Here is a 22,942-nt window from a genome sequence, read left to right as displayed (position 1 = left end):
GCACTCCCTACCGGTCGTTAACCGGAACGACAGGGGGCCCGTGACGGACGTACCGGCTGGGGGTTGGCAGGCGATGGATCGGCGGCATTGCAGGCGCGCGGGCAGGACGGTCGTCGCGCTGGGGCTCGTGCTCGGGCTGGGGACGGCCGCCGGCGGGTGCACTCGCCGGGCCGCCGCCGAGGGCGTCGCGGGGGCGGGCGGTGACGCGGTCATCGTCCTGCGGCACGCGGCCGACACCCTGCGCGGCGCGGGCAGCTCCAAGGCCGGCACGTCGATGGAGATGGCGACCGGCGGCACCCGGGTCACCATCCGCGGCAAGGGCGTCTACGACTACACCAGGCGTCTCGGACAGCTGACCGTCGTGCTCCCGGAGGACCCCGCGGGCGCGTCCGAGCACCGGCCCATCACCGAACTCCTCGCGCCCGGAGCCCTGTTCATGAAGAACCGGGGCGCCGGGGTGCCCGCCGACAAGTGGGTGCGGGTGGACACCTCGACGCTCTCCGACGGCAACCTCGTCACCGGCGGCGCGACCGACCCGTACGCCGCCGCCGAGGTGCTGCGCGGGACGCGCAGCGCGCGGCTCGTGGGGCGCACCGAGGTCGGCGGGACCCAGGTGCGGCACTACCGGGGGACGGCCGACCTGAACCGGGCCGCGGACGCGGCGTCGGCGGAGAACCGGGCGCCCCTGCGGGCGGCGGCGAGGGGGTTCGCCGCGGCGGAGGTCCCGTTCGACGCCTACCTCGACGACGAGGGCCGCATCCGCAAGCTGCGCCAGCACTTCAGCTTCGTCAACGGCCGCGAGAAGACCGCCGTGGCGGTCGCCTCGACGACCCTGCTGTACGAGTTCGGCACGCCCGTCGACGTACGCCTGCCGAGCCCGCGGGACATCTACGCGGGCCGCATCGCCGAGAACCAGCCGGCGCACTAGTCCGGGACGCCACCCTTGAACTAGCCCGTCCGTGCCATGCGCGGGGTGTGGGGCCCTGCCTACTCTAGGAAGTCGGTGACGGCAGAGACGAGGTGATGCGCGTGGCTCCGGTCGGCGGTACGGCAGTACAGGACCACGTGGCCCTCGCCGAGATCGAGCTGTGCGGGGAGCTGATGATCGCCGCCTCGGCCGCCGAGGACCGGCTGAGCCTGGAGAGCATCGACCAGGTCCTGCGGGTCGCCGAGGAACGCAATCCGGCCTGAGCCGAGCCCGGCGGCGGGCACCGCTCAGGTGCGCAGCAGGCGGCCGATCGCCTTGGTCGCCTCGTCCACCTTCGCGTCGATCTCGTCCCCGCCCCTGACGGCCGCGTCCGCCACGCAGTGCCGCAGGTGCTCCTCCAGCAGCTGGAGGGCGAACGCCTGGAGGGCCTTGGTCGACGCGGAGACCTGCGTGAGTATGTCGATGCAGTACGTGTCCTCGTCGACCATGCGCTGCAGGCCGCGGATCTGGCCCTCGATGCGGCGCAGCCGCTTGAGGTGCTCGTCCTTCTGCTTGTGGTAACCGTGCGTGGCGCCGGCCTCGGTCGTCGTCATCGCGGGCCTCCATCTCGGGACGAGCGGTCGATACATACCCCTGGCGGGTATATCGTAACGAATTTTCCGGGGTAGCAGGGCTTTGCTGTGCCCCCGTGCCGAGCAGTCTGTCCGATGGGCGACACTGGGGGACGGCCCGATAGCCGTGGCCGGATGATGTGCCTACCATCAGCCTGACCGAAACCGAAGCACCCCGAGGACCCCACGTGCGCTTTCGTCTGACCCCCAGGGAGACGAGCTTCTACGACATGTTCGCCGCTTCCGCGGACAACATCGTCACCGGCTCCAAGCTCCTGATGGAACTGCTCGGGGCGGACTCCTCCGCCCGGGCCGAGATCGCAGAGCGTATGCGGGCAGCGGAACACGCAGGTGACGACGCCACGCACGCGATCTTCCACCAGCTGAACTCCTCGTTCATCACGCCGTTCGACCGCGAGGACATCTACGCCCTCGCCGGTTCCCTGGACGACATCATGGACTTCATGGAGGAGGCCGTCGACCTGGTCGTCCTCTACAACGTCGAGGAACTGCCCAAGGGCGTCGAGCAGCAGATCGAGGTGCTGGCGCGGGCCGCCGAACTGACGGCGGAGGCGATGCCGAACCTGCGCACCATGGACAACCTCACCGAGTACTGGATCGAGGTCAACCGGCTGGAGAACCAGGCGGACCAGATCCACCGCAAGCTGCTGGCGCACCTCTTCAACGGCAAGTACGACGCGATCGAGGTGCTGAAGCTCAAGCAGATCGTCGACGTCCTGGAAGAGGCGGCGGACGCGTTCGAGCACGTGGCGAACACGGTGGAGACCATCGCCGTCAAGGAGTCCTGAGGCGTCGATGGACACCTTCGCCCTGGTCGTGACCATCGCGGTCGCGCTCCTCTTCACGTATACGAACGGCTTTCACGACTCGGCGAACGCGATCGCCACCTCGGTGTCGACGCGGGCGCTGACCCCGCGGGCGGCGCTGGCGATGGCCGCGGTGATGAACCTCGCCGGTGCCTTCCTCGGCTCGGGGGTCGCCAAGACCGTCAGCGAGGGGCTGATCGAGACACCGTCCGGCTCCACGGGGCTGGCGATCCTCTTCGCGGCGCTCGTCGGCGCGATCACCTGGAACCTGATCACCTGGTACTTCGGCCTGCCGTCGTCCTCCTCGCACGCACTGTTCGGCGGCCTCGTGGGCGCGGCCCTGGCGGGCGGCACGGCGGTCCACTGGAACGGCGTGGTCGACAAGATCATCATTCCGATGTTCCTGTCCCCGGTCGTCGGCCTGATCGTCGGCTACCTGGTGATGACGGCGATCATGTGGCTCTTCCGCCGGTCGAACCCGCACAAGGCCAAGCGCGGCTTCCGCATAGCCCAGACCGTCTCGGCGGCGGGCATGGCCCTCGGCCACGGTCTGCAGGACGCCCAGAAGACCATGGGTGTCGTCGTGATGGCCCTGGTGATCTCCGGTCACGGCACCTTCGGCGACCCGATCCCGGTCTGGGTGAAGATCGTCTCGGCGCTGATGCTCTCGCTCGGCACCTACGCGGGCGGCTGGCGCATCATGCGCACCCTGGGCCGCAAGATCATCGAACTGGACCCGCCGCAGGGCTTCGCCGCCGAGGCCACGGGCGCGTCGATCATGTTCGGTACGGCGTACCTGTTCAAGGCGCCCATCTCCACCACCCACGTCATCACCTCGGCGATCATGGGCGTGGGCGCGACCAAGCGGGTCAACGCGGTCCGCTGGGGTGTTGCCAAGAACATCGTCCTGGGCTGGTTCATCACCATGCCGGCGGCCGCCCTGGTCGCGGCGACGGCCTTCGCCGTCATCAACGTCGTGGTGCTGTAACCGACCGGAGGCGCAACGCAGGTGGGCCCGCCCCCGGGAGCCGGGGGCGGGCCCTCCTGCGTCCTCGCGGTGGCACCGCCATGCAGCACCGCGAGGGGTCTTGGGGGATCAGCCGAAGCGGCCGGAGATGTAGTCCTCCGTCGCCTGGACCGACGGGTTGGAGAAGATCCGCTCGGTGTCGTCGATCTCGATCAGCCGGCCGGGCTGGCCGACCGCCGCCAGGTTGAAGAACGCCGTACGGTCCGAGACGCGCGCCGCCTGCTGCATGTTGTGCGTCACGATGACGATCGTGAAGCGCTCCTTGAGCTCACCGATCAGGTCCTCGATGGCGAGGGTGGAGATCGGGTCCAGGGCGGAGCACGGCTCGTCCATGAGCAGCACCTTCGGCTCCACGGCGATCGCCCGCGCGATGCACAGCCGCTGCTGCTGACCGCCGGACAGACCCGAGCCGGGCTTGTTCAGGCGGTCCTTGACCTCGTTCCAGAGGTTCGCGCCCTTGAGCGACTTCTCGACGATGTCGCTCAGCTCGCTCTTCTTGTAGTTGCCGTTCAGCCGCAGGCCCGCCGCCACGTTGTCGTAGATCGACATGGTGGGGAACGGGTTCGGCCGCTGGAACACCATGCCGACCTCGCGGCGCACGGACACCGGGTCGACGCCGCTGCCGTACAGGTCCTCGTCGTCCAGCAGCACCTTGCCCTCGACGCGGCCACCGGGGGTGACCTCGTGCATGCGGTTGAGGGTGCGCAGGAACGTCGACTTGCCGCAGCCGGAGGGGCCGATGAACGCCGTCACCGAACGCGGCTCGACGGTCATCGAGATGTCCTCGATCGCCTTGTGGGAGCCGTAGTAGGCGGTCAGTCCGCTTACGTCGATTCGCTTGGCCATGTCTACTTCACTTCCAGAGGTTCAAGCTCGGTCGCTGTATGGCCGCGTCAGCGACCGGTCTTGGGGGCCTTCCAGCGGGCGATGCCGCGAGCCACCAGGTTCAGGATCATCACGAAGGCGATCAGCGTGAGCGAGGCCGCCCAGGCGCGGTCGTAGGCCGCGGTCGAACCCGAGCTGTTCGCGTACTGCTGGTAGATGTACAGCGGGAGCGCCTGCTGCGCGCCGCTGAAGGGGTTGTTGTTGATGAAGCTGTTGCCCCACACCAGCAGCAGGATCGGCGCGGTCTCGCCCGCGATACGGGCGATCGCCAGCATGATGCCGGTGGTGATGCCGCCGAGGGAGGTCGGCAGGACCACCTTCAGGATGGTGCGCCACTTCGGCACGCCGAGCGCCAGGGAGGCCTCGCGCAGCTCGTTCGGGACGAGCTTGAGCATCTCCTCCGTGGAGCGGACCACGACCGGCATCATCAGGATGGCCAGGGCGAGCGATCCGGCGAAGCCGAAGGGCTGCATCTCGAACATCAGCATCAGGCTGAGGATGAACAGACCCGCGACGATGGACGGGATGCCGGTCATCACGTCGACGAAGAAGGTGACCGCGCGGGCGAGGGCGCCGCGCCCGTACTCCACCAGGTAGATCGCGGTGAGCACGCCGATCGGGGCGCCGATCAGGGTGGCGAGGCCGACCTGCTCCAGGCTGCCGATGATCGCGTGGTAGATGCCGCCGCCCGGCTCGGAGTCGGCGACGACGCCCATCGAGTGCGTGAGGAAGTAGACGTCCAGGACCTTCACGCCGCGCTGGACGGTGGTCCAGATCAGGGAGACCAGCGGCACGACGGCGAGCAGGAACGCGACCCAGACCAGCGACGTGGCGATGCGGTCCTTGGCCTGCCGGCGGCCCTCGACCCACGAGGCGATGACGTAGGTGCCGAGGATGAAGAGGACCGCGGCGATCAGACCCCACTGGATCTTGCTGCCGAGGCCGGCGCCCAGGCCGATGGCCACCGCGGCCGCGACGGAGCCGGCGGCGATCGCCCACGGCGACCACTTCGGCAGGCTCGCGCTGCGCAGCGTGCTGCCACGCTTTCCGGTGACGACTGCGCTGCTCATGCGTTGGCCCCCGAGTACTCCTTGCGGCGGGCGATGATCGCGCGGGCCGCGCCGTTGACCAGCAGGGTGATGACGAACAGGACGAGGCCGGAGGCGATGAGCGCGTCCCGGCCCTGCTCGGTGGCCTCACCGAACTTGCTGGCGATGTTCTGGGCGAAGGTGCCGCCGCCCGGGTCGAGCAGGCTGGCCTGGATGTCGAAGGTCGGCGAGAGGACCGTGGCGACGGCCATCGTCTCGCCGAGCGCGCGGCCGAGGCCGAGCATGGACGCGGAGATCACGCCGGAGCGTCCGAAGGGCAGCACGGACATGCGGACGACCTCCCAGCGCGTGGCGCCGAGGGCCAGAGCCGCTTCCTCGTGCATGCGCGGGACCTGGCGGAAGACCTCGCGGGTCACGTTGGTGATGATCGGCAGGATCATGATCGCGAGCAGGATGCCGACGGTGAGCATCGAGCGCGGTGCGCCGCCCTGCCAGTCGAAGATGCCGGTCCAGCCGAAGTAGTGGTCGAGCCAGCCGAAGAGGCCGTTCATGTGCGGTACGAGGACCAGCGCGCCCCACAGGCCGTACACGATGGACGGCACGGCGGCGAGCAGGTCGACCACGTACGCGACGGGTCCGCTCAGCCGGCGCGGGGCGTAGTGCGTGAGGAACAGCGCGATGGCCACGGCGACCGGCACGGCCAGGGCCATGGCGATGATCGAGGAGACCACCGTGCCGAAGGCCAGCACGGCGATGCCGAAGACAGGCGGGTTGAGGTTGGTGTTCCACTCGAAGGTGGTCAGGAAGTTGCCGTGGTCCTTGCTGATCGCGAGGGAGGCGCGGTAGGTGAGGAAGACCGCGATCGCGGCCATGATCACCAGCAGCAGGATGCCGGAGCCGCGGGACAGGCCGAGGAAGACGCGGTCGCCGGGGCGGGTCGCGCCGCGGGCGTTGCGCTTCTGTTCGGTCACCGTCGGCTGGGGCGTGGGGGGAGGTGCGTCGGTTGTCTGCGTCGATATGTCCATCGGGTTCTCCGGTCTGCGGAGCCGCTCACCCGCTGGGGTGCGCGGCTCGTGGCGGCGGTGCACCGGACGGTGCGGCCCGGCCCGCGGGGAGGCCGTGGGAACCGGGCCGCACTCTCGGATCAGGTCAGCTCAGGCCGGCGATGGTGCTGCGGACCTTGCCGATGATCTCGTCGGGCATCGGCGCGTAGTCGATGCCGCTGAGGGTCTTCTGGCCGTCCTCGGACGCGATGTAGTTGAGGAAGGACTTGACGGTGGGCAGGGTGTCGGCCTTGTTGCCCTTGTCACAGACGATCTCGTAGGTGACCAGGGTGATCGGGTACGCGCCGTCGGCCTTGGTCTTGTAGTTCAGCTGGAGCGACAGGTCCTTGCCGGTGCCGACGACCTTGGCGTCCGCGATGGCCTTGGTGGCGCTGTCGGTGGTGGGCGCGACCGGCTGGGAGGCACCGGTGTCGATGCTGACGGCCTTGACGCCGTCGCCGACGTAGGAGAGCTCGAAGTAGCCGATGGCGCCGTTGGTCTGCTTGACCTGCTGGGCCACACCGGAGGACTGCGCGGCGGACTGGCCGCCCTTGGCCTGCCAGGTCTTGCCGCCGGAGTACTTCCAGTTGTCCGGGGTGCTGGCGATCAGGTACTTGGTGAAGTTGTCCGTGGTGCCGGAGTCGTCCGAGCGGTGGAAGGCCTGGATCTTCAGGTCGGGGAGCTTCGCCTTCGGGTTCAGCTTCTTGATCGCCGCGTCGTTCCAGTTGGTGATCTTGCCGTCGAAGATCTTGGCGAGGGTCGGGGCGTCGAGGACCAGGTTGTCCACGCCGTTCACGTTGTAACCGATGGCGATCGGGCCGCCGACCATCGGCAGGTCGATGCCCTGGCCGCCGGAGCAGACCTTCTTGGAGGCGGCGACTTCCTCGGGCTTCAGCGCGGAGTCGGAGCCGGCCCAGGGGATCTGGCCCTGCGTGAACGCGGTCACACCGGCGCCGGAGCCGCCGGCCTTGTAGTTGATCTGCACGCCGCAGGCCTGCGAGAAGCTCTTGACCCACGCGTCGATCGCGTTCTTCTGCGCAGAGGAGCCGTCCGACAGCAGCTGCCCCTTGGCGCCGTCGCACTTGATCGAGGAGGCGTTGGTCGCCGAGGACGGGTTGCCCGACGCCTTGGAAGAGCCGCCGTTGTCGTCGGAGCCGCACGCCGTCAGGGCCAGGGCGCCGGTCACGGCGACAGCACCGAGGGAAAGGGCCCGCAGCCGGTTCTTGCGCTGAAGCATCACTTTCGGAAGTTCCTTCCAGGAGCCGCCGCTGTCGGCGGCGTGCGAGGTAAGTGAGTGCGGGAGCGCGTCGTAAGGCCGCACTTCGCACCGTGCACGGCCGAAATTAGGCAGAACAGGTGAAGCCGCCGATGGCCGGAAGTGAACGAGGGGTGAACCCCTGCCGTCGTCTCGGTGAGGTCACGGAATGCTCACGGGGAGGGCACGTGAAGGTACCGACGGCCGGGTTGCGCGAACACGGCTTCGATATTCGCGCGCCCGTCCGTGGAACCCTCGCGTGCATGCCGTCGTCTCGTTCCAGGAGACTGCGGGAAAGGCGGCGGACACATGCAACGGCGTGCGTTCATCTCGGGCGGCGCGGCCGCACTGGCGACCACTGCGCTGGCCGGGTGCGACTCCGGCTCCGGCGCGTCCGCCGGCTCCTCACACTCCCTCTCGGCCCACGGTACGGGACTTTCCGGTACTCCGCTGAAGACCACCGGTCAGGTCGCCGCCGCGAACTGGGCGGCCCTCGCCCGGGACCTGGACGGCCCCCTGGTGCGCCCCGGCGACGCCACCTGGAAGACGGCCCACCAGCTCTACAACACCCGCTTCGACGGGCTGAAACCGGCCGCCGTCGCCTACGTCGCCCACGTCGGCGACATCCGCACGACCCTGGCGTACGCCCACGCCCACGGCCTGCGCGTGGCGATACGCAACGGCGGCCACTCCTACGCCGGTTACTCCTCCGGCAACGGCCGGCTGATCCTGGACGTCTCCCGGCTGAACCGCATCCGGGTGAGCGGCGGGCAGGCGGTGGTCGGCGCCGGCTCCAAGCTGATCGACGTCTACCGGGGGCTGGCCGCCAAGGGCGTGACCATACCCGCCGGCTCCTGCCCCACCGTCGGCGTCTCCGGCCTGGTCCTCGGCGGCGGCCACGGCGTCGCCTCCCGCGCCTACGGCCTGACCTGCGACAGCCTCACCCGGGCGACGATCGTCACCGCCGACGGCACCCAGGTCACCGCCGACGCCCGCGACCACGCCGACCTCTTCTGGGCGCTGCGCGGCGCCGGCAACGGCAACTTCGGCGTCGTCACCGAGCTGCACTTCACCACGCACCCGGCCCCGCAGGCGGTGACCGCGTACCTGTCCTGGCCGTGGGCCAAGGCGGCCGCGGTGTTCCAGGCCTGGCAGGAGTGGGGCCCCACCCAGCCCGACGAGATCTGGTCGTCCCTGCACCTGTCGGGCACCCCGGGCGGCACCCCGTCGGTCTCCGTCTCCTGCTTCTCCCTGGGCACCTACGGCGAACTGCAGAACGCTGTGGACCGCCTGGCCCACCGCGCGGGCGCCGACGCCCGGTACGTCTCCCTGCGCCGCCGGGGCTACGAGGAGGCCATGGAGATCTACGCCGGCTGCTCCTCCTTCGCCGACGACGCCGAGTGCCACCTGCCGGGCTCCACCCCGGGCCGCGACCCGCACGGCGCGCTGCGCCGCGAGACGTACGCGGCCCGCTCCGACTTCTTCGACCGCTCCCTGTCCCCGGCGGGCGTCCGGACGCTGCTGCGGCAGATCGGCTCCGTCCGGGGCGGCGCGGGCAGCATCGCGTTCACGGCGCTCGGCGGCGCGGTCAACCGCGTCTCCCCCACGGCGACGGCCTTCGTCCACCGCCGCTCCCGCATGCTGGCGCAGTACATCGCCTCCTGGGGCACGGGCGGCTCCGGCACCACGGCCCAGTCCTGGCTGACCTCGGCCCACGACGCCCTCAGGCCGTACGCCTCCGGCGCGGCGTACCAGAACTACACCGACCCGACCCTCACCGACTGGCGCCGGGCCTACTACGGGGACGCGGCGACGCGCCTGGGCAAGGTGAAGAAGCAGTACGACCCGCAGCGGTTCTTCTCCTACCAGCAGGGGCTGTAGGGCCCGCGGGCGCCGGGCCGGGCCGCGGACTACGCGGCCAGGTCCCGCTCCTCGGACTCCACGGGCTTGCGGGCGCTGCGCAGCAACGCGTCCTTCCGCCCGTCGGACTCCGTGCGGCGGCGCACGATCCAACCGGCCCTCGGCGAGCGCTCCACGGCCTTCATCAGCGGCGTGAGCAGAGCCGTGGCGGGCGGCGACAGGAGCAGCACCACCGCCGTGCCGAGCGCGAACCCGCCCACCACGTCGGTCGGGTAGTGCACGCCCATGTAGACCCGGCAGAAGCCCTCCAGCAGCGCCAGGGCGATGCCGGCCAGGCCGAAGCGGCGGTGGGCGACGAACAGCCCGACGCCCAGGGCCATCGTGAGGGTCGCGTGGTCGCTGACGAAGGAGAAGTCGGTCTTGCCGGAGACGAGTACGTCCAGTCCCTGGTGGTCGACGAAGGGCCGGGGCCGTTCCACGAAGCCCCGGATCGGCACGTTCACCAGGACCGCGAGCCCGGCCGCGAGCGGCGCCCACACCAGCGCGGCCACGGAGGACGCCGCCCCCTCACCGCCCCGGCGCCGCACGGACCACCAACACCCCAGCACCAGCAGGACCATGGCCAGCAGCAGCCCGTACTCGCCCACGAACTCCATGCCCCGGTCGAACCAGTGCGGTGCGTCCTTGGCCAGGCCGTTGATGTCGTAGAGCAGTTCGACGTCGGGGTTCGAACCGGATTCGGCGAGTACAGCCATGGTGCTGCGGCCCCTTCGTCGTCTTCCCGGACGCACTCGTGTGCGCCGCTCCTGCCCCCCGTGGTGCGTAGATCCGCTTCCGCTGCACTGACGTACTGCCGCACTGACGTCCGCTCGGCTACGTCAACAGGAACGCACAGCCCCCATTGATACGTTCCACTCTCCACCGAATGATCACGCAGACGTTATCGAAGAGAGACTCGTCTCCGCAGCTCAGGGGGTGGGTTCACGCTCCGCTCACACGTTCGTGGGGAGCGCTTTTGCGCCATCCTCGGTCACCCGGGTGGCACCGAAGTAGTCGGGGGTGTCGACGGGGTCGAACCGGATGACGGCCCCCGTGCGCGGCGCGTCGATCATGTAGCCGCCGCCCACGTAGATGCCCACGTGCCGGATGGCCCGGGAGTCGGTCAGGTCGTCGGAGAAGAACACCAGGTCACCCGGGAGCAACTGGTCCCGGGAGGGGTGCGGGCCGGCGTTGTACTGGTCGTTGGCCACCCGAGGCAGGGAGATCCCGACGGTTTCGAATGCGGCCTTGGTCAGACCCGAGCAGTCGAAGCGACCGCCCTGGTCGGGGGTGCCGTCGCCGCCCCACAGATAGGGCGTGCCGAGCTTGCTCTGGGCGAACGCGATGGCGCCGGCGGCCTGCCGGCTGGGGTCGATCCGGGTGACCGGGGCGGCGAAGCTCTGCTCCAGGCTGCGGATCCGCTTGACGTAGTTCCGCGTCTCGCTGATGGCGGGCACGCCACGGGACCTGATGACCCGGTAGGCCCCGGCGTTGTAGGCGGCGAGCATGTTGTCGGAGACGTTGCCGGGGACGTCCTTGACGTACTTGGCGAGCTCGCAGTCGTACGACGCGGCCGACGGGATCGCGTCGTTCGGGTCCCAGATGTCGCGCTTGCCGTCGCCGTTGCCGTCGATCCCGTGGGTCGCCCAGGTGCTCGGGATGAACTGCGCGATGCCGCGGGCGTCCGCGGGGCTGACGACCGTCGGGTTCCAGCCGCTCTCCTGGTACAGCTGGGCGGCGAGCAGAGCCGGGCTGAGCGCGGGGCACAGGTTCCCCCACTGCTGCACGAGCTGCTTGTAGGCGGCGGGCACGGCGCCCTTCGCCAGTCCCCGGCCGCCCGAGGTCACGCCGTTGACCAGGTTCCCGGCGACGATGTACACCCCGACGACGAGCAGCATGACGAAGCCCATACCGAGCCCGACGGCCGCCCCACCGATCACCCATACCTTCCGCACGCTCCAACTCTCCCCCATGAGAGCCGGGTTCTAGTCCCCATCGGGCTGAAGTGGCGTCATTTCACAGGCAAGCCGTCGCAGATGACACGGATGGCCGGGGAGCGGAGGGCGGTGACCCGCGGGGGGACGCGGGGAGCGGGCCCGTCTCAGGGACCGCCGGCCGCGTCACGGTACAGCTCGGCCGCCTCGGCCCCCAGCACCACGCTGTAGGAGACGTCGGGCGTGGAGCCGCCCCTCTCGTGGCCGCCGAGGACGCCGACGACCTGCCGGTCGCCGTTGATCCAGGGGCTGCCGCTGGTGCCGCCGGTGAACTCGGGGCAGTGGATGCGCTGTTGCGTGCGGCTGTGCGGCCTCGGCCTGTTGGTGCAGCTGATGGGCACCTCGCGGGAGGCCGGGTAGCCGACGACGGTCACGGCGGTGGCGCCGGTGGCCACCCCGGCCACGAACCGGTTGCCGCCGACCACGTCCTCGATCCGCTTGCCGTCCAGCTCGCCGACGGACGCGAAGGCGATGTCGCTGTCCTCGTCCTGCCCCTTGGCCCACCCGTCCGGCAGGTACCGCCTGTCCACCTTCCACACCCCGTACGGGGCCCGTCCGTCCCGGTACCCCGGGGCGAAGACGAGGTCGCCGTCGCCGTCCACGCAGTGCGCGGCGGTGACGATGAGGTCGCGCCGCGGACTGTGGACGACCGAGGCGGTGCAGAAGTGCCCGCCGGCCAGCCCGTCGGCCCGGTCGGCACTGAACAGGGCCCCCACCCGCAGGGACTGCGCCGTCGCACCGGCCACGGCCGTGACCGCGAAGGGCCCCGGCGCGTCGTCGGCCGCGGCGACCGAGGCCGAGGTCAGCGCGAGCGTGACCACGGCACTGAGCAGGGCGGGACGCGAGGTCATCCAGAGGCGTGAGTTCCGCATCAGGCCTCACTTTCCCGCACGAAGGTGAGAAACGGCTCCCGACTTGGCTGAGATTTCTTTGTGATTTACCAAAGGCCCGAGCGGCCCGCTCGGTATCGCGTCCACCGTACGGGGCCGCACGCCCCTCCGCCTCCGCTCCGGGGCGCCGCGCAGACCCGCCCGCCGCTCCCGCAGCGCTGCTCCGGCCCGAGCCCCGCCCTCCACCAGCACTTTCCGTGCTCGTACGGTCGTGGTGGGCTGTCCGGCTGAACGCTCCGCAGCCGCCCCGGCAGGTGAACTTTTCGGTGGTTCTGCCGTATCAACCCACAGACGGCCCCTCACCCGGAAGGGGGTGATCCGCATGAAACTCCCGGCACATACGACTCGTCCGGCACTCGGCGTGACGGCAGGGGCCCTCACCGCCGCTCTCGTCCTCGCCGCCTGCGGCGGCGGAGGCGGCGGAGGCGGCGGAGGCGGCGGAGGCGGCGGAGGCGGTCAGGGGAACGGCTCGACGAGCGCCGGCGTGCCTGCGGCCGGGTCGGGGACCCGGGTGACGGTCACCGAGACCGATTACGCACTGAAACTGTCCCGGACGTCTCTCCCTCCGGGCACCTGCACCTTCGTCTCCGCCGACCACGGCAAGATCACGCACGCCCTGTCCATCGACGGTCCCGGCGTGGCGGACGCCGGGACGAAGAACATCGCGAGCGGCGGCCAGGACACGCTGACGGTGACCCTCGAGAAGGGCACCTACGACGTGTACTGCCCCGTCGACGGCCACGAACAACTCGGGATGGACCAGCACGTCAAGGTCGGCTGACCCGGGCGAGTCCCCAGCTCACCCCCGTCAGCTCCTCGGACAGCGTCCACAGCCTGCGCGCCGCCTCCGGGTCGCTCGCCGCCCTGCTGCGGCCGACCAGGGCCGGCGCGCCGCGCATCTCCCCCAGCCCGTCGGGGCCGACGTACGCCGCACCCGGCAGGTCCTGGCTGGCCGCGTACAGCGTCGGCAGGGCGCCTGCCCGGTCGTCCTGGGCGAAGAGCCGGTTGCCGACGGCCATGACCGCCCGGACGAGCGGGTTCGCGGCGTGGCTCTGCAGGTTGGTCGCGGCGTAGCCGGGGTGGGCCGCCAGGGCCCGGACGGGGGAGCCGGCCTCGGCCAGGCGGCGCTGGAGTTCCAGCGTGAACAGCAGGTTGGCCAGCTTCGACTGGGCGTAGGCGCGGCTCGGCGAGTAGCGCCCGCGGAGGTTCACGTCCTCGAAGTGGATCACTCCGTCACCCCCGCGGTGCAGGCCGGAGGACACCGTCACCACGCGGTCCGTGACGTGCGGCAGCAGCAGGTTCGTCAGCGCGAAGTGCCCGAGGTGGTTCGTGCCGAACTGCATCTCGAAGCCCTGCCGGGTGCGCTGCTCGGGCAGCATCATCACGCCCGCGTTGTTGATCAGCAGGTCCAGCGGGCGGTCCCATGCGTCGGCGAACTCCCGTACGGAGTCCAGGTCCGCCAGGTCCAGCCGGCGCACCTCCGTGCTCCCGCCCGCCCGCGCCGCGGCGGCCTCGCCGCGTCCGGGGTCCCGTACGGCGAACACCACGTGCGCCCCGGCCCGGGCCAGCGCCTCGGCGGTCACGCGGCCGAGGCCGCTGTTGGCGCCGGTGACCACGGCCGTACGGCCGGTCAGGTCGGGGAGGTGGGTCGCGTTCCACTTGCGCGCGCCGGGCGCGCCGGTCGTCTCAGCCATGCCGCCAATGTAGACAGCGCCAACAATGCTGTCAATGACAACAATGATGGCGGCGCCAACTATCTTGGCACCGTCAACATCGGGATACGATGAACCGCATGTCGCGCATGTCCCGGTCGACCCCGAGCCGCCCCTACCACCACGGAGACCTGCGCACGGCCCTGCTCCAGAGCGCCGACCGCACCCTGCGCGAGAAGGGCGCCGGCGCGCTGTCGCTGCGCGAACTGGCCCGGGACACCGGCGTCAGCCACGCCGCCCCCGGCCGGCACTTCAAGGACAAGCAGGCCCTGCTCGACGCACTCGCCCTGGACGGCTACGACCGCCTGAACCGCGCCCTCGCCGCCGCCGCCGACCACCCGGGCCACACCTTCGAGCAGCGGATGACCGCCCTCGCGCGGGCCTACCTCGGCTTCGCCGTCGAGAACCCCGAACTGCTGGAGCTGATGTTCGCGCGCAAGCACGACCCCGACACCTCCGCCCCGTTCGCCGAGGCCGTCGACCAGTCCTTCGGCTCCCTCACCCGCACGATCGCCGACGCCCAGGACCGGGGCGAGATCGTCCAGGGCGACCCCGAGCGGATCACGATGGTCGCCGCCGCGAGCCTGCACGGCCTCGCCGCCCTCATCGCGAGTTGCGCCCTGGACGCGGACGAGGCCCTGGCCGGCCTGGACGCGCACGTCCACCTGCTGCTGCACGGCCTCACGCCCCGCTGAATCGCGCACCTGTGCGCCCCCGGAGCGCCCGGCGCCCCCGCGGCGGCACGCGGAGGCCGCCCGCCCGTCCGTGAGAACATCGTCCCGACACCTCACCCGACCGGCCGTCAGAAACCGCGCACGGTCGTAAGGGAGCTCAACGACGGAACCACACGACAGGTTCCGCACCGACCTCGTTGCCCGCCGTGACCTGCCGTGATACACAGAGTGACGGTAACAGTCGATTGTGCGAAACCCGGCAGTGATTGACGTCAAGTCGACATACGCCGGCCAGGTTGTCGGCGACAATGAGACCTGACCTCTGCACACCGGCAGGGGCCTTGCGGAACTACCCACCAGGGGCGGTGACTTACATGCTCTTTGCGGCCGACAAGGGAGACATCAACACCATCATCGGCGGGATCGCTCCGGACTGGGGCCCCTTCGGCAGCCTGGGCAACGAGGCCAAGGTGATGATCGAGGTGGTGATGGCCGTCGCCATCCTGCTCTGCCTCGGCATCGCGGTCTGGGGTGCGGCCAAGCAGCGGATCGGCGCGACGGCCCTGCGCGACACCTTCAGCGCGGAGCAGGGCAAGGGCCTGATCATCGCCGGCCTCACCGGCGTCTTCATCATCGGCTCACTCGGCACACTGTTCACCATCGTCTACGGCATGGCGGTCTGACACACCGTCCGCCTCCCCGGGCACGCCCGGCCGTCCCCCTCCACCCACCACCCACCCGTCGTGCCCACCGGCTGAGGTTGCGTCTCCCTGATGTCGAGTCACCACACCGCGCCCACGCGGGAACCAGCACGGCTACCGTCGTATGTCCACGAGGCGGAGGGGGCGTACGCGACATGAGTCCCGAAGACGAGCAGGGCTACCCCGAGGCGGGCCAGACCCGCACCCGCCTGCCCGGCGGCGACCCCTACGGCGGCGCACCCCGCAGAACCGGCCGCACCTCCTCCCGGAGCCTGGTCACGGTCGTCGGCGTCGTCGTCCTCCTCATCGCCGCGATCGCCTTCGCGAACCGCGGCGACTCCTCCACGGACGACCCGACCCAGAAGAACACCGCACCCAGGCCGGCACCTACGGCGGCGAGCGGGACCAGGCCGGTGGAGACGCAGGGCGACGGCATCCCGTCGGGCTTCGCCCACAACGGACAGGGCGTGCAGAGCGCGGCGGCGAACTACGCCGTGGTGCTGGTCTCGGCCGACATCCTCAAACCGGTGTCGCGCAGCGAGATCGTCAAGCAGGTGTTCGTCGCCGGTCAGCAGGCCGCACTGACCGACAGGTTCAACAAGGCCTACGACAAGCAGTTCCTGAGCGGCATCGGCCTCGATGCGAACGGCGACGCGCCTGCCGGCCACACCTACGTCTCGCGCACCGCGCCTCTCGGGACCAAGCTCACGGCGTACAGCAACTCCGCCGCCACGGTGGAGGTCTGGTGCACCGGCGTGTTCGGGACCGCCGGTGCCGACTCGACCAACCCGGTCACCAGTGACTGGTTCACCATGACCCTCCAGCTGCGCTGGGAGGGCGGTGACTGGAAGGTCGACAGCTTCTCCCAGAAGGACGGCCCCGCGCCCGTTCCCGGCGACGACAAGGCATCCAGCGCCGACCAGATGGCCAAGGCCGTCGAGGAGTACGGAGGCTTCACTTATGCCCGGTAGCCCGCACCGCGTACTCAAGGCCACCGCCGCCCTCACCGCCGTGCAGGGGACCGTCCTCCTGTTGGCGACCCGGGCCGTCGCGGCGCCCAAGCCCTCGCCGTCGTCCAACAAGTGCGACCTCATCGTGGGCCCCGCCAAGCAGTACTGCGAGAAGGACAGCGGGTCGAACAAGGGACTTGGCGGCAGTACCCCCGACAGCCCCCTCTCCACCCTCGACCCCCTCTCCTCCCTCGCCAAGGGCTGTGCCGACGCCGCCTCCTGGACCATCACCAAGCTCAGCGACGCCGTGAAGGCGACCGCGAACGTCGACTTCACGAACACCAAGTTCCTGCAGCAGTACGCCGTCGTCTTCGCCGCCAGCACCATCCTCACGCTGCTCCTGTGGCTGCTGGCCGTGGCCAAGCGGGCCGTCCGCGGCGTGCCCCTGACCACCGCCATCTCGGAAGCCGTCGGCTTCCTGTGGCTCACGGTGCTCGCCTCCGCCTTCACCCCGCTGATCCTCTACACCGTCGTGTCGGCCACGGACGGCGTCACCGACGTCCTCGCGAAGGCGACCGGCGACCAGACGGACACGTTCTTCGGCACCTTCTCCGGCGCCCTGAAGAAGGGCAACGACATCGGCGGCGGACCGATCATGCTGATCGTCGTCTCCCTGGTCAGCATCCTCGCCGCCGGCGTCCTCTGGCTGGAGCTGGTCATCCGCGCCGCCCTGCTCTACGTCGGCGCCCTCCTCGGCACCGTCGTCTACGCCGGCCTCGTCGACAAGAACCTGTGGAGCCACGTCCGGCGCTGGGCCGGCATCATGATCGCGGTCATCCTCGTCAAGCCGGTGATCGTCATCGTGCTGGGCCTCGCCGGCGCCCTGTCCGGCGACAACGGCCCGGACTCCTTCTCCGCCGTCGTCTCCGGCCTCGCCATCATCCTGCTCGCCATCTTCGCCAGCGCGATGATCTACCGCTTCGTCCCCGGCTTCGGCGACGAGATCGCCGGCTCCCGCAACAACCGCATCATGCAGGGCGCCGAGGGCAAGGCGGCCGCCGTCATCAGCTCCCCCGCCACCCTCGTCGCGCAGGGCATCAAGACCCACAGCACCCGCGCCGACAACAACGGCGGAGGCGGCGGCGTCCAGAGCAGCGGCCCCCGCCCCGCCAACCCCGCCTCCGGCGGCGTCGCCGCCCACAGCAGCCGCGGCTCCGGCGGAGCCGTCCCCTCCGCCGCGCCCGCGCCGCGCGCACCCAGCCCGGCCAACACCCCGCACGCCGGCAACAACCGCAACAGCAGCAGCAACCGCTCGGGAGGTGAAGGGCGTTGACGACCGAGTCCCACCTGTCCCACACGGTCACGCCCCGCCGTACGTATCTGATCGGCCGCGCCCGGCCGAACGCGATCATCGGCCGGAACCGCGAGTCCGGCGAGATCGCGCTGATCGTCGCCGGCGCGTTCCTCGGCATGATGTGCGGCCTCCTCGTCCCCGTCCTGTCCCTGCGGATCGTGCTGCTGACGGGCTTCCCACTGCTGGCGCTCGCCGCCGTCTACGTGCCGTACCGGCGCCGCACGTTCTACAAGTGGTTCGAGATCAACCGCAGTTACAAGCGCACCGTCAAACGCGGCGCCGCCTACCGCTCCGGCGTCATCGAGGCCGGCATCGGGCTCGACGGCCGCGAGGTCGAGATCGGCCCGCCGCCCGGCATCGGCCGCATCACCTGGCTCGCCGCGCCGTTCGGCCCCGACGAGATCGCCGTACTGCTGCACGCCGACCGCAAGACGGTCACCGCCTGCATCGAGATCGAGGGCCCCGGTGTCGGCCTGCGCGACTCCGAGGACCAGGAGGCCCTCGTCGACCGCTTCGGCACCCTGCTCAAGCACGTGGCCAACGGCGACGGCTTCGTCACCCGCCTGCAGATGCTCGCCCGCACCCTCCCCGCCGACCCCGACGCCCACGCCAAGGACGTCAGCCAGCGCGGCGACGACAGGGCGCCCGACTGGCTGACCCGCTCCTACGACCAGCTGCAGTCCATGGTGTCCACCAGCAGCGAGCAGCACCGCGCCTACCTCGTCGCCTGCATGCACTACAGCCGCGAACTGGCCGCCGAGGCCCAGGCCATGGCCCGCGCCGCCCGCCCGCAGGCCGGCCGCAGACTGGACCGCGACGCCGGGCTCGCCGTCGTCATGGCCCGCGAGCTGACCGACATCTGCTCACGCCTGCAGGAGGCCGACATCCGGGTACGCCAGCCCCTCGGCCAGAGCCGGCTGTCGTCGCTGATCCACTCCATGTACGACCCGGACCACCCCATCGACCACATCCAGGCGATGAGCCGGCGCAACGCCTGGCCGGCCGAGCTCGACGCCACCGAGCCCACCTACCTCCAGGCCAAGACCCGCGAGTCCAGCACCCGCGCCCCGTGGTGCCACGCCACGGCCTGGGTGAAGGAGTGGCCGATGACCCCGGTCGGCGTCAACTTCCTCGCCCCGCTCCTCGTCCACACCCCGGACGTCATCCGGACGGTCGCCGTGACCATGGACCTGGAGCCCACCGAGGTGGCCATCGAACGCATGCTGACCGAGAAGACCAACGACGTGGCCGAGGCCTCCCGCGCCGCCAAGATGAACCGGACGGTGGACCCGCGGGACATCGCCGCCCACAACCGCCTCGACCAGCGCGGCGAGGACCTCGCCAGCGGCGCCGCCGGGGTGAACCTGGTCGGCTACATCACCGTGTCCTCCCGCTCCCCCGAGGCCCTCAACCGCGACAAGCGGACCATCCGGGCCTCCGCCGGAAAGTCGTACCTGAAGCTGGAGTGGTGCGACCGCGAGCACCACCGCGCCTTTGTGAACACCCTCCCGTTCGCCACCGGAATCCGAAGGTAGGGGCTGATGCGCTGATGCGGGACCCGCTGTCCGTCCTCACGGACGCCTTCACGTCCTTCCTGTTCGGGAAGGTCGAGACGACCCGGCTGCCCGTGCGCACCTCCACGGGCCAGGCCCAGGCCGTCTACCTCCCGACCGCCGCACCCGGCCTCGGCGACTCCGGCGTCATCATCGGCCGCGAGGTCTACTCCGGGAAGGGCTACATCTACGACCCCTTCCAGCTCTACGGCCAGCAGCTGCCCGCCCCGCACTGGCTGGTCCTCGGCGAGTCCGGCAACGGCAAGTCGGCGCTGGAGAAGACGTACGTCCTGCGCCAGCTGCGCTTCAAGGACCGCCAGGTCGTCGTCCTGGACGCGCAGGGCGAGGACGGGGTCGGCGAGTGGAACCTGATCGCGGAGGAGCTGGGGATAACCCCCATCCGGCTCGACCCGACGGCGGCCCTGAACCACGGCATCCGCCTCAACCCCCTGGACCCCGCGATCACGACGACGGGCCAGCTCGCCCTGCTGCGCACCATCATCGAGGTCGCGATGGGCCACGGCCTGGACGAGCGCGCCGGCTTCGCCCTCAAGGTCGCCCACTCCTACGTCAACGAGTCGATCCTCGACCGCCAGCCGGTCCTCACCGACATCGTCGAGCAGCTCCGCCACCCGGAGCCCGAGTCGGCGGAGGCGATGAACGTCGCCATAGACGACGTACGGGCCTGGGGCCTGGACGTCGCCCTGGTCCTGGACCGCCTGGTCGACGGTGACCTGCGCGGCATGTTCGACGGCCCGACCACGGTCGGCATCGACCTGGACGCGCCGCTGATCGTGTTCGACCTGTCCCACATCGACCGCAACTCCATCGCCATGCCGATCCTCATGGCGATCGTCGGCGTGTGGCTGGAGCACACCTGGATCCGCCCCGACCGCAGGAAGCGCATCTTCCTGGTCGAGGAGGCGTGGCACATCATCAACAGCCCGTTCGTGGCCCAGCTGTTCCAGCGGCTGCTGAAGTTCGGCCGCCGGCTCGGCCTGTCCTTCGTGGCCGTGGTCCACCACCTGTCCGACGTGGTGGACGGCGCGGCGGCGAAGGAGGCGGCGGCGATCCTGAAGATGGCGTCGACGCGCACGATCTACGCCCAGAAGGCCGACGAGGCACGAGCGACCGGACGGGTCCTGGGCCTGCCCCGATGGGCCGTGGAGATCATCCCCACGCTCACCCCCGGCATCGCGGTCTGGGACGTCAACGGCAACGTCCAGGTGGTCAAACACCTGGTCACCGAGACGGAACGCCCGCTGGTCTTCACCGACCGCGCCATGACCGAGTCGTCCAGCGACCTGCGGCACGACGACGCCCTGCGCGCCGCCGAGCTGGAGGCCGAAGAGCGGGCCGCCGCCTTCGTGGAGCAGCACCTGGGCGACTCCGAATCGACGGTGGCGTAGCGGGGAAGGGGAAGCAGGAGTGAGACCCGACGACGGCCGTGCCGACCGCCGTGACGGCCGCGGGGAGAGCCAGGGCGGCATCCCCGACGGCCTGCTGATCGGCGTACTCGCCTTCCTCCTCGGCATGACCGTGCTGGTGTGGTCGGCCACAGGCCTGGCGGGCCTGCTCGCCCACGGCTCCTGGCCGTCCGGCGTCACGTTCACCCGCACTCCCCCGGCCATGCGGCACCTCATCGGCGAACCCCACGACCTCCCCGGCGCCTGGCCCGGCACCCCCGCGGGCCGGCTCTCCGGCTGGGGCCTGTTCTGGGGCCTGTTCATCGGCCAGATGATGGCCCTCCTGGTGTTCATCCTGTTCCTGCTGGGGGCGGTGGCGCGCTGGCGGGCGGGGAAGGTGCGCAGGGCGTTCGACAGGGGTGCGTCGAAAGGCCGGGCCCATGGACCGGCAGCCGCCCCGGCAGCGGCTCCGGCCGCTCCTGCACCGGAGCCGCGCCACGAGGTCCCCGTACCGCGTACGGAACCGGCACCGGCTCCCGAGCCGCAGCCGCAGCAGCCGGGGGAACCGATCGAGCAGGCGGCCGAAGCGGCCCCTGCGGGCGTCGGCGTCCCGTCGTCCGGCGGCGGACCGGCGGGCGGGTGGGACGCGTCCCTCGGCTCGGGCTCGGTGCACTACGCGCCGCCGGCGAGCCGCCACGCCACCGCGGTCCAAGCCGTCCAGGACGCACCGGGCCCGACCCTGGTGGTGACCTCGAACCCCGCCCTGTGGGCGGGGACGAAGGACGCCAGGGCGAAACTCGGACCCGTCCTGCTCTACGACCCCGGACACCGCTGCGACACTCCCGCGCGCCTGCACTGGTCCCCCACGGCGGGCTGCGAGGACAAACAGACGGCCTTGCAGCGAGCCACCGCGCTCCTGAGCCCCGTGCAGCCCACGGCCAAGCTGGACCAGGCGGTGGCGGACACCGCGGTCACGCTGCTGAGGAGCTACCTCCACGCAGCCGCCCTGGACAACCGCACCGTCCGCCACGTCCACCGCTGGTCGCAGGGCATCCAGGTCCAGGACGCCGTACGGACGCTCCGCACGCACCCCAAGGCCGCCCCCGGTGCCGCCGGGGAACTCGAGGCCGCCCTCACCGCCCATCCCGAACGCCGGGACATGGCCCAGGAACTGACGAGCCGGGCGCTTTCCGCTCTCTCCACGGTCAACATCCGTGAAGCCTGCACTCCCAACCGAACTGATGCCCTCGCCTTGGATTCCTTCGTCAACGAAGCGGGCACGCTTTATGTGGTAGGGGAATCCATCGAGGATCCCAGGAGCAGGCCCGGCGCGATGCCGCTCCTGACGGCCCTCGTCTCCAGCGTGGTCGAGCGCGGCCGGCGCATGGCCGAACGGTCATCCTCCGGTCGGCTCGACCCACCAATGACCCTGATCCTGGACGACGTGGCCGCCGTCGCCCCCATCCCCCAGCTCCCCGACCTGCTCGCCACCGGGGCCGGCCAGGGCATGCCGACCCTGGCCCTGCTCCGCTCCCGCGAGCAGGCACGCTCCCGCTGGCCGCACCGGGAACTCCCGGTCTAGGACGGCCGCTCCAGCACGAACTCCAGCTCCTTCTCCCCCTCGTCCTTCGAGAAGGCCACGACGAAGCCGCTGGGCGCGAACCCCGCCTTGCGGTACGCCCCCTGCGCCCGCGCGTTGTCCTCGTGGACGATCAGTCGGGCCCGCTCGGCACCGCGCTCCCACGCCCACGCCACACCGGCGTCGAACAGCGCCTTGATCAGCCCGTTCCCGCGGTGCTCGGGCCGTACGAAGACCCCTACGACATGACCCTGCCGCCGCTCGACCGGATATCCGGCCCAGTCCGTGGTGCCAGCCTCCTCCAGGAGCACGGTGACGGTGCCGGCCCAGGTCCCGTCGGGTGCCTCGGCGATGAACTGCCGGGCCGTACTGCCTTCTTCGGCCGACCGCGCGGCACGTTCCTGGTAGAAGGAGTCCGGCCGGTCGAGGGCGTCCTCGTAGGTCTCCAGGAAGGCGATGGGCGCGGCCGGATCCCGCAGCGCGTCGAGACGCAGCCGCTTCACGGCCGGCCACTCGTCGGGGCGTATCGCTCGGACAACGTAAGGGTCGCTGCTCAGGGAGGTCATGAGGTCACGGTAGTGGCAGCCTTTGGCAGCGACACCTCA

Annotated in this window: 23 protein-coding genes; 13 read left to right on the top strand and 10 right to left on the bottom strand. The window is 70.7% G+C overall.

Annotated elements, in window-relative coordinates:
• The first annotated feature begins 73 nt into the window (after positions 1 to 73).
• Positions 74 to 928: an SCO4651 family lipoprotein gene (locus AQJ66_RS07570; protein ID WP_061918418.1), complete on the top strand. Its 855-nt coding sequence runs from the start codon at positions 74 to 76 to the stop codon at positions 926 to 928.
• Positions 929 to 1,029: 101 nt separating this feature from the next.
• Positions 1,030 to 1,191 carry a hypothetical protein gene (locus AQJ66_RS39315; RefSeq protein WP_167359150.1) on the top strand — a complete coding sequence of 54 codons (162 nt, stop codon included), beginning with the start codon at positions 1,030 to 1,032 and terminating at the stop codon, positions 1,189 to 1,191.
• Positions 1,192 to 1,215: 24 nt separating this feature from the next.
• Here AQJ66_RS39315 and AQJ66_RS07565 read toward each other — a convergent pair whose 3' ends face one another.
• A complete protein-coding gene (locus AQJ66_RS07565) occupies positions 1,216 to 1,521 on the bottom strand; it encodes a metal-sensitive transcriptional regulator (protein WP_061918416.1) in 306 nt (101 codons plus the stop codon).
• 206 nt (positions 1,522 to 1,727) lie between these two features.
• Between AQJ66_RS07565 and AQJ66_RS07560 the strand changes: the two genes are divergently transcribed.
• Together AQJ66_RS07560 and AQJ66_RS07555 are read left to right on the top strand one after the other, a co-directional pair.
• The gene (locus AQJ66_RS07560; RefSeq protein WP_015493282.1) at positions 1,728 to 2,348 is read left to right on the top strand and encodes a DUF47 domain-containing protein; all 621 of its coding nucleotides are present in this window, start codon (positions 1,728 to 1,730) and stop codon (positions 2,346 to 2,348) included.
• 7 nt (positions 2,349 to 2,355) lie between these two features.
• Positions 2,356 to 3,354 carry an inorganic phosphate transporter gene (locus AQJ66_RS07555; protein ID WP_061918414.1) on the top strand — a complete coding sequence of 333 codons (999 nt, stop codon included), beginning with the start codon at positions 2,356 to 2,358 and terminating at the stop codon, positions 3,352 to 3,354.
• A 108-nt stretch (positions 3,355 to 3,462) separates the two neighbouring features.
• On the opposite strand, the gene pstB is transcribed toward AQJ66_RS07555, so the two are convergent.
• The 4 genes from pstB to pstS form a co-directional block, all read right to left on the bottom strand.
• Complete coding sequence (gene pstB / locus AQJ66_RS07550) at positions 3,463 to 4,239, bottom strand: phosphate ABC transporter ATP-binding protein PstB (protein ID WP_061918413.1); 777 nt, start codon at positions 4,237 to 4,239, stop codon at positions 3,463 to 3,465.
• A gap of 47 nt (positions 4,240 to 4,286) precedes the next feature.
• On the bottom strand, positions 4,287 to 5,348 hold the full coding sequence (gene pstA, locus AQJ66_RS07545) for a phosphate ABC transporter permease PstA (RefSeq protein WP_061918411.1): 1,062 nt from the start codon (positions 5,346 to 5,348) through the stop codon (positions 4,287 to 4,289).
• A complete protein-coding gene (gene pstC, locus AQJ66_RS07540) occupies positions 5,345 to 6,352 on the bottom strand; it encodes a phosphate ABC transporter permease subunit PstC (protein WP_061918409.1) in 1,008 nt (335 codons plus the stop codon). The genes pstA and pstC overlap by 4 nt, the downstream gene beginning before the upstream one ends.
• Positions 6,353 to 6,476: 124 nt before the next feature.
• Positions 6,477 to 7,610, bottom strand: coding sequence for a phosphate ABC transporter substrate-binding protein PstS (gene pstS / locus AQJ66_RS07535; RefSeq protein WP_061918407.1), 1,134 nt, complete (start codon positions 7,608 to 7,610; stop codon positions 6,477 to 6,479).
• Between the two features lie 324 nt (positions 7,611 to 7,934).
• On the opposite strand from pstS, the gene AQJ66_RS07530 reads away from it, so the two are divergent.
• Complete coding sequence (locus AQJ66_RS07530) at positions 7,935 to 9,506, top strand: FAD-binding oxidoreductase (protein WP_061918405.1); 1,572 nt, start codon at positions 7,935 to 7,937, stop codon at positions 9,504 to 9,506.
• 29 nt (positions 9,507 to 9,535) lie between these two features.
• On the opposite strand, the gene AQJ66_RS07525 is transcribed toward AQJ66_RS07530, so the two are convergent.
• The 3 genes from AQJ66_RS07525 to AQJ66_RS07515 form a co-directional block, all read right to left on the bottom strand.
• Positions 9,536 to 10,240, bottom strand: coding sequence for a phosphatase PAP2 family protein (locus tag AQJ66_RS07525; protein ID WP_061918403.1), 705 nt, complete (start codon positions 10,238 to 10,240; stop codon positions 9,536 to 9,538).
• A 237-nt stretch (positions 10,241 to 10,477) separates the two neighbouring features.
• Positions 10,478 to 11,497: a C40 family peptidase gene (locus tag AQJ66_RS07520; RefSeq protein WP_107118887.1), complete on the bottom strand. Its 1,020-nt coding sequence runs from the start codon at positions 11,495 to 11,497 to the stop codon at positions 10,478 to 10,480.
• A gap of 128 nt (positions 11,498 to 11,625) precedes the next feature.
• A complete protein-coding gene (locus AQJ66_RS07515) occupies positions 11,626 to 12,390 on the bottom strand; it encodes a trypsin-like serine peptidase (RefSeq protein WP_208611308.1) in 765 nt (254 codons plus the stop codon).
• Positions 12,391 to 12,730: 340 nt separating this feature from the next.
• Here AQJ66_RS07515 and AQJ66_RS38220 point away from each other — a divergent pair, with 340 nt between their 5' ends.
• On the top strand, positions 12,731 to 13,189 hold the full coding sequence (locus AQJ66_RS38220; RefSeq protein ID WP_063804031.1) for a hypothetical protein: 459 nt from the start codon (positions 12,731 to 12,733) through the stop codon (positions 13,187 to 13,189).
• On the opposite strand, the gene AQJ66_RS07505 is transcribed toward AQJ66_RS38220, so the two are convergent.
• Positions 13,176 to 14,102: an oxidoreductase gene (locus AQJ66_RS07505; RefSeq protein WP_061918395.1), complete on the bottom strand. Its 927-nt coding sequence runs from the start codon at positions 14,100 to 14,102 to the stop codon at positions 13,176 to 13,178. The two genes, AQJ66_RS38220 and AQJ66_RS07505, sit on opposite strands and share 14 nt — an antisense overlap.
• Positions 14,103 to 14,200: 98 nt before the next feature.
• Between AQJ66_RS07505 and AQJ66_RS07500 the strand changes: the two genes are divergently transcribed.
• The 7 genes from AQJ66_RS07500 to AQJ66_RS07470 all read left to right on the top strand — a co-directional run bounded on the left by AQJ66_RS07500 (position 14,201) and on the right by AQJ66_RS07470 (position 22,340).
• A complete protein-coding gene (locus tag AQJ66_RS07500; RefSeq protein WP_208611307.1) occupies positions 14,201 to 14,815 on the top strand; it encodes a TetR/AcrR family transcriptional regulator in 615 nt (204 codons plus the stop codon).
• 353 nt (positions 14,816 to 15,168) lie between these two features.
• On the top strand, positions 15,169 to 15,477 hold the full coding sequence (locus AQJ66_RS07495; RefSeq protein WP_014673544.1) for a hypothetical protein: 309 nt from the start codon (positions 15,169 to 15,171) through the stop codon (positions 15,475 to 15,477).
• A 173-nt stretch (positions 15,478 to 15,650) separates the two neighbouring features.
• Entirely contained in the window at positions 15,651 to 16,466 is an 816-nt protein-coding gene (locus AQJ66_RS07490; protein WP_061918393.1) for a DUF8175 domain-containg protein, read from the top strand.
• Positions 16,456 to 17,778: a hypothetical protein gene (locus AQJ66_RS07485; RefSeq protein WP_061918391.1), complete on the top strand. Its 1,323-nt coding sequence runs from the start codon at positions 16,456 to 16,458 to the stop codon at positions 17,776 to 17,778. The genes AQJ66_RS07490 and AQJ66_RS07485 overlap by 11 nt, the downstream gene beginning before the upstream one ends.
• On the top strand, positions 17,775 to 19,334 hold the full coding sequence (locus AQJ66_RS07480) for an SCO6880 family protein (RefSeq protein WP_061918389.1): 1,560 nt from the start codon (positions 17,775 to 17,777) through the stop codon (positions 19,332 to 19,334). Before AQJ66_RS07485 ends, AQJ66_RS07480 begins: the two co-directional genes overlap by 4 nt.
• A 14-nt stretch (positions 19,335 to 19,348) precedes the next feature.
• On the top strand, positions 19,349 to 20,761 hold the full coding sequence (locus AQJ66_RS07475) for an ATP-binding protein (protein ID WP_061918387.1): 1,413 nt from the start codon (positions 19,349 to 19,351) through the stop codon (positions 20,759 to 20,761).
• Positions 20,762 to 20,780: 19 nt separating this feature from the next.
• Complete coding sequence (locus AQJ66_RS07470) at positions 20,781 to 22,340, top strand: type IV secretory system conjugative DNA transfer family protein (protein ID WP_061918385.1); 1,560 nt, start codon at positions 20,781 to 20,783, stop codon at positions 22,338 to 22,340.
• Here AQJ66_RS07470 and AQJ66_RS07465 read toward each other — a convergent pair.
• Positions 22,337 to 22,903: a GNAT family N-acetyltransferase gene (locus AQJ66_RS07465; protein ID WP_208611306.1), complete on the bottom strand. Its 567-nt coding sequence runs from the start codon at positions 22,901 to 22,903 to the stop codon at positions 22,337 to 22,339. The two genes, AQJ66_RS07470 and AQJ66_RS07465, sit on opposite strands and share 4 nt — an antisense overlap.
• Positions 22,904 to 22,942 lie beyond the last annotated feature (39 nt).

This window comes from Streptomyces bungoensis (assembly GCF_001514215.1).
Taxonomy (GTDB): Bacteria; Actinomycetota; Actinomycetes; order Streptomycetales; family Streptomycetaceae; genus Streptomyces; species Streptomyces bungoensis.
The sequence above is the reverse complement of the archived record's forward strand: the minus strand, read 5'-3'. Positions and strand labels throughout refer to the sequence as shown.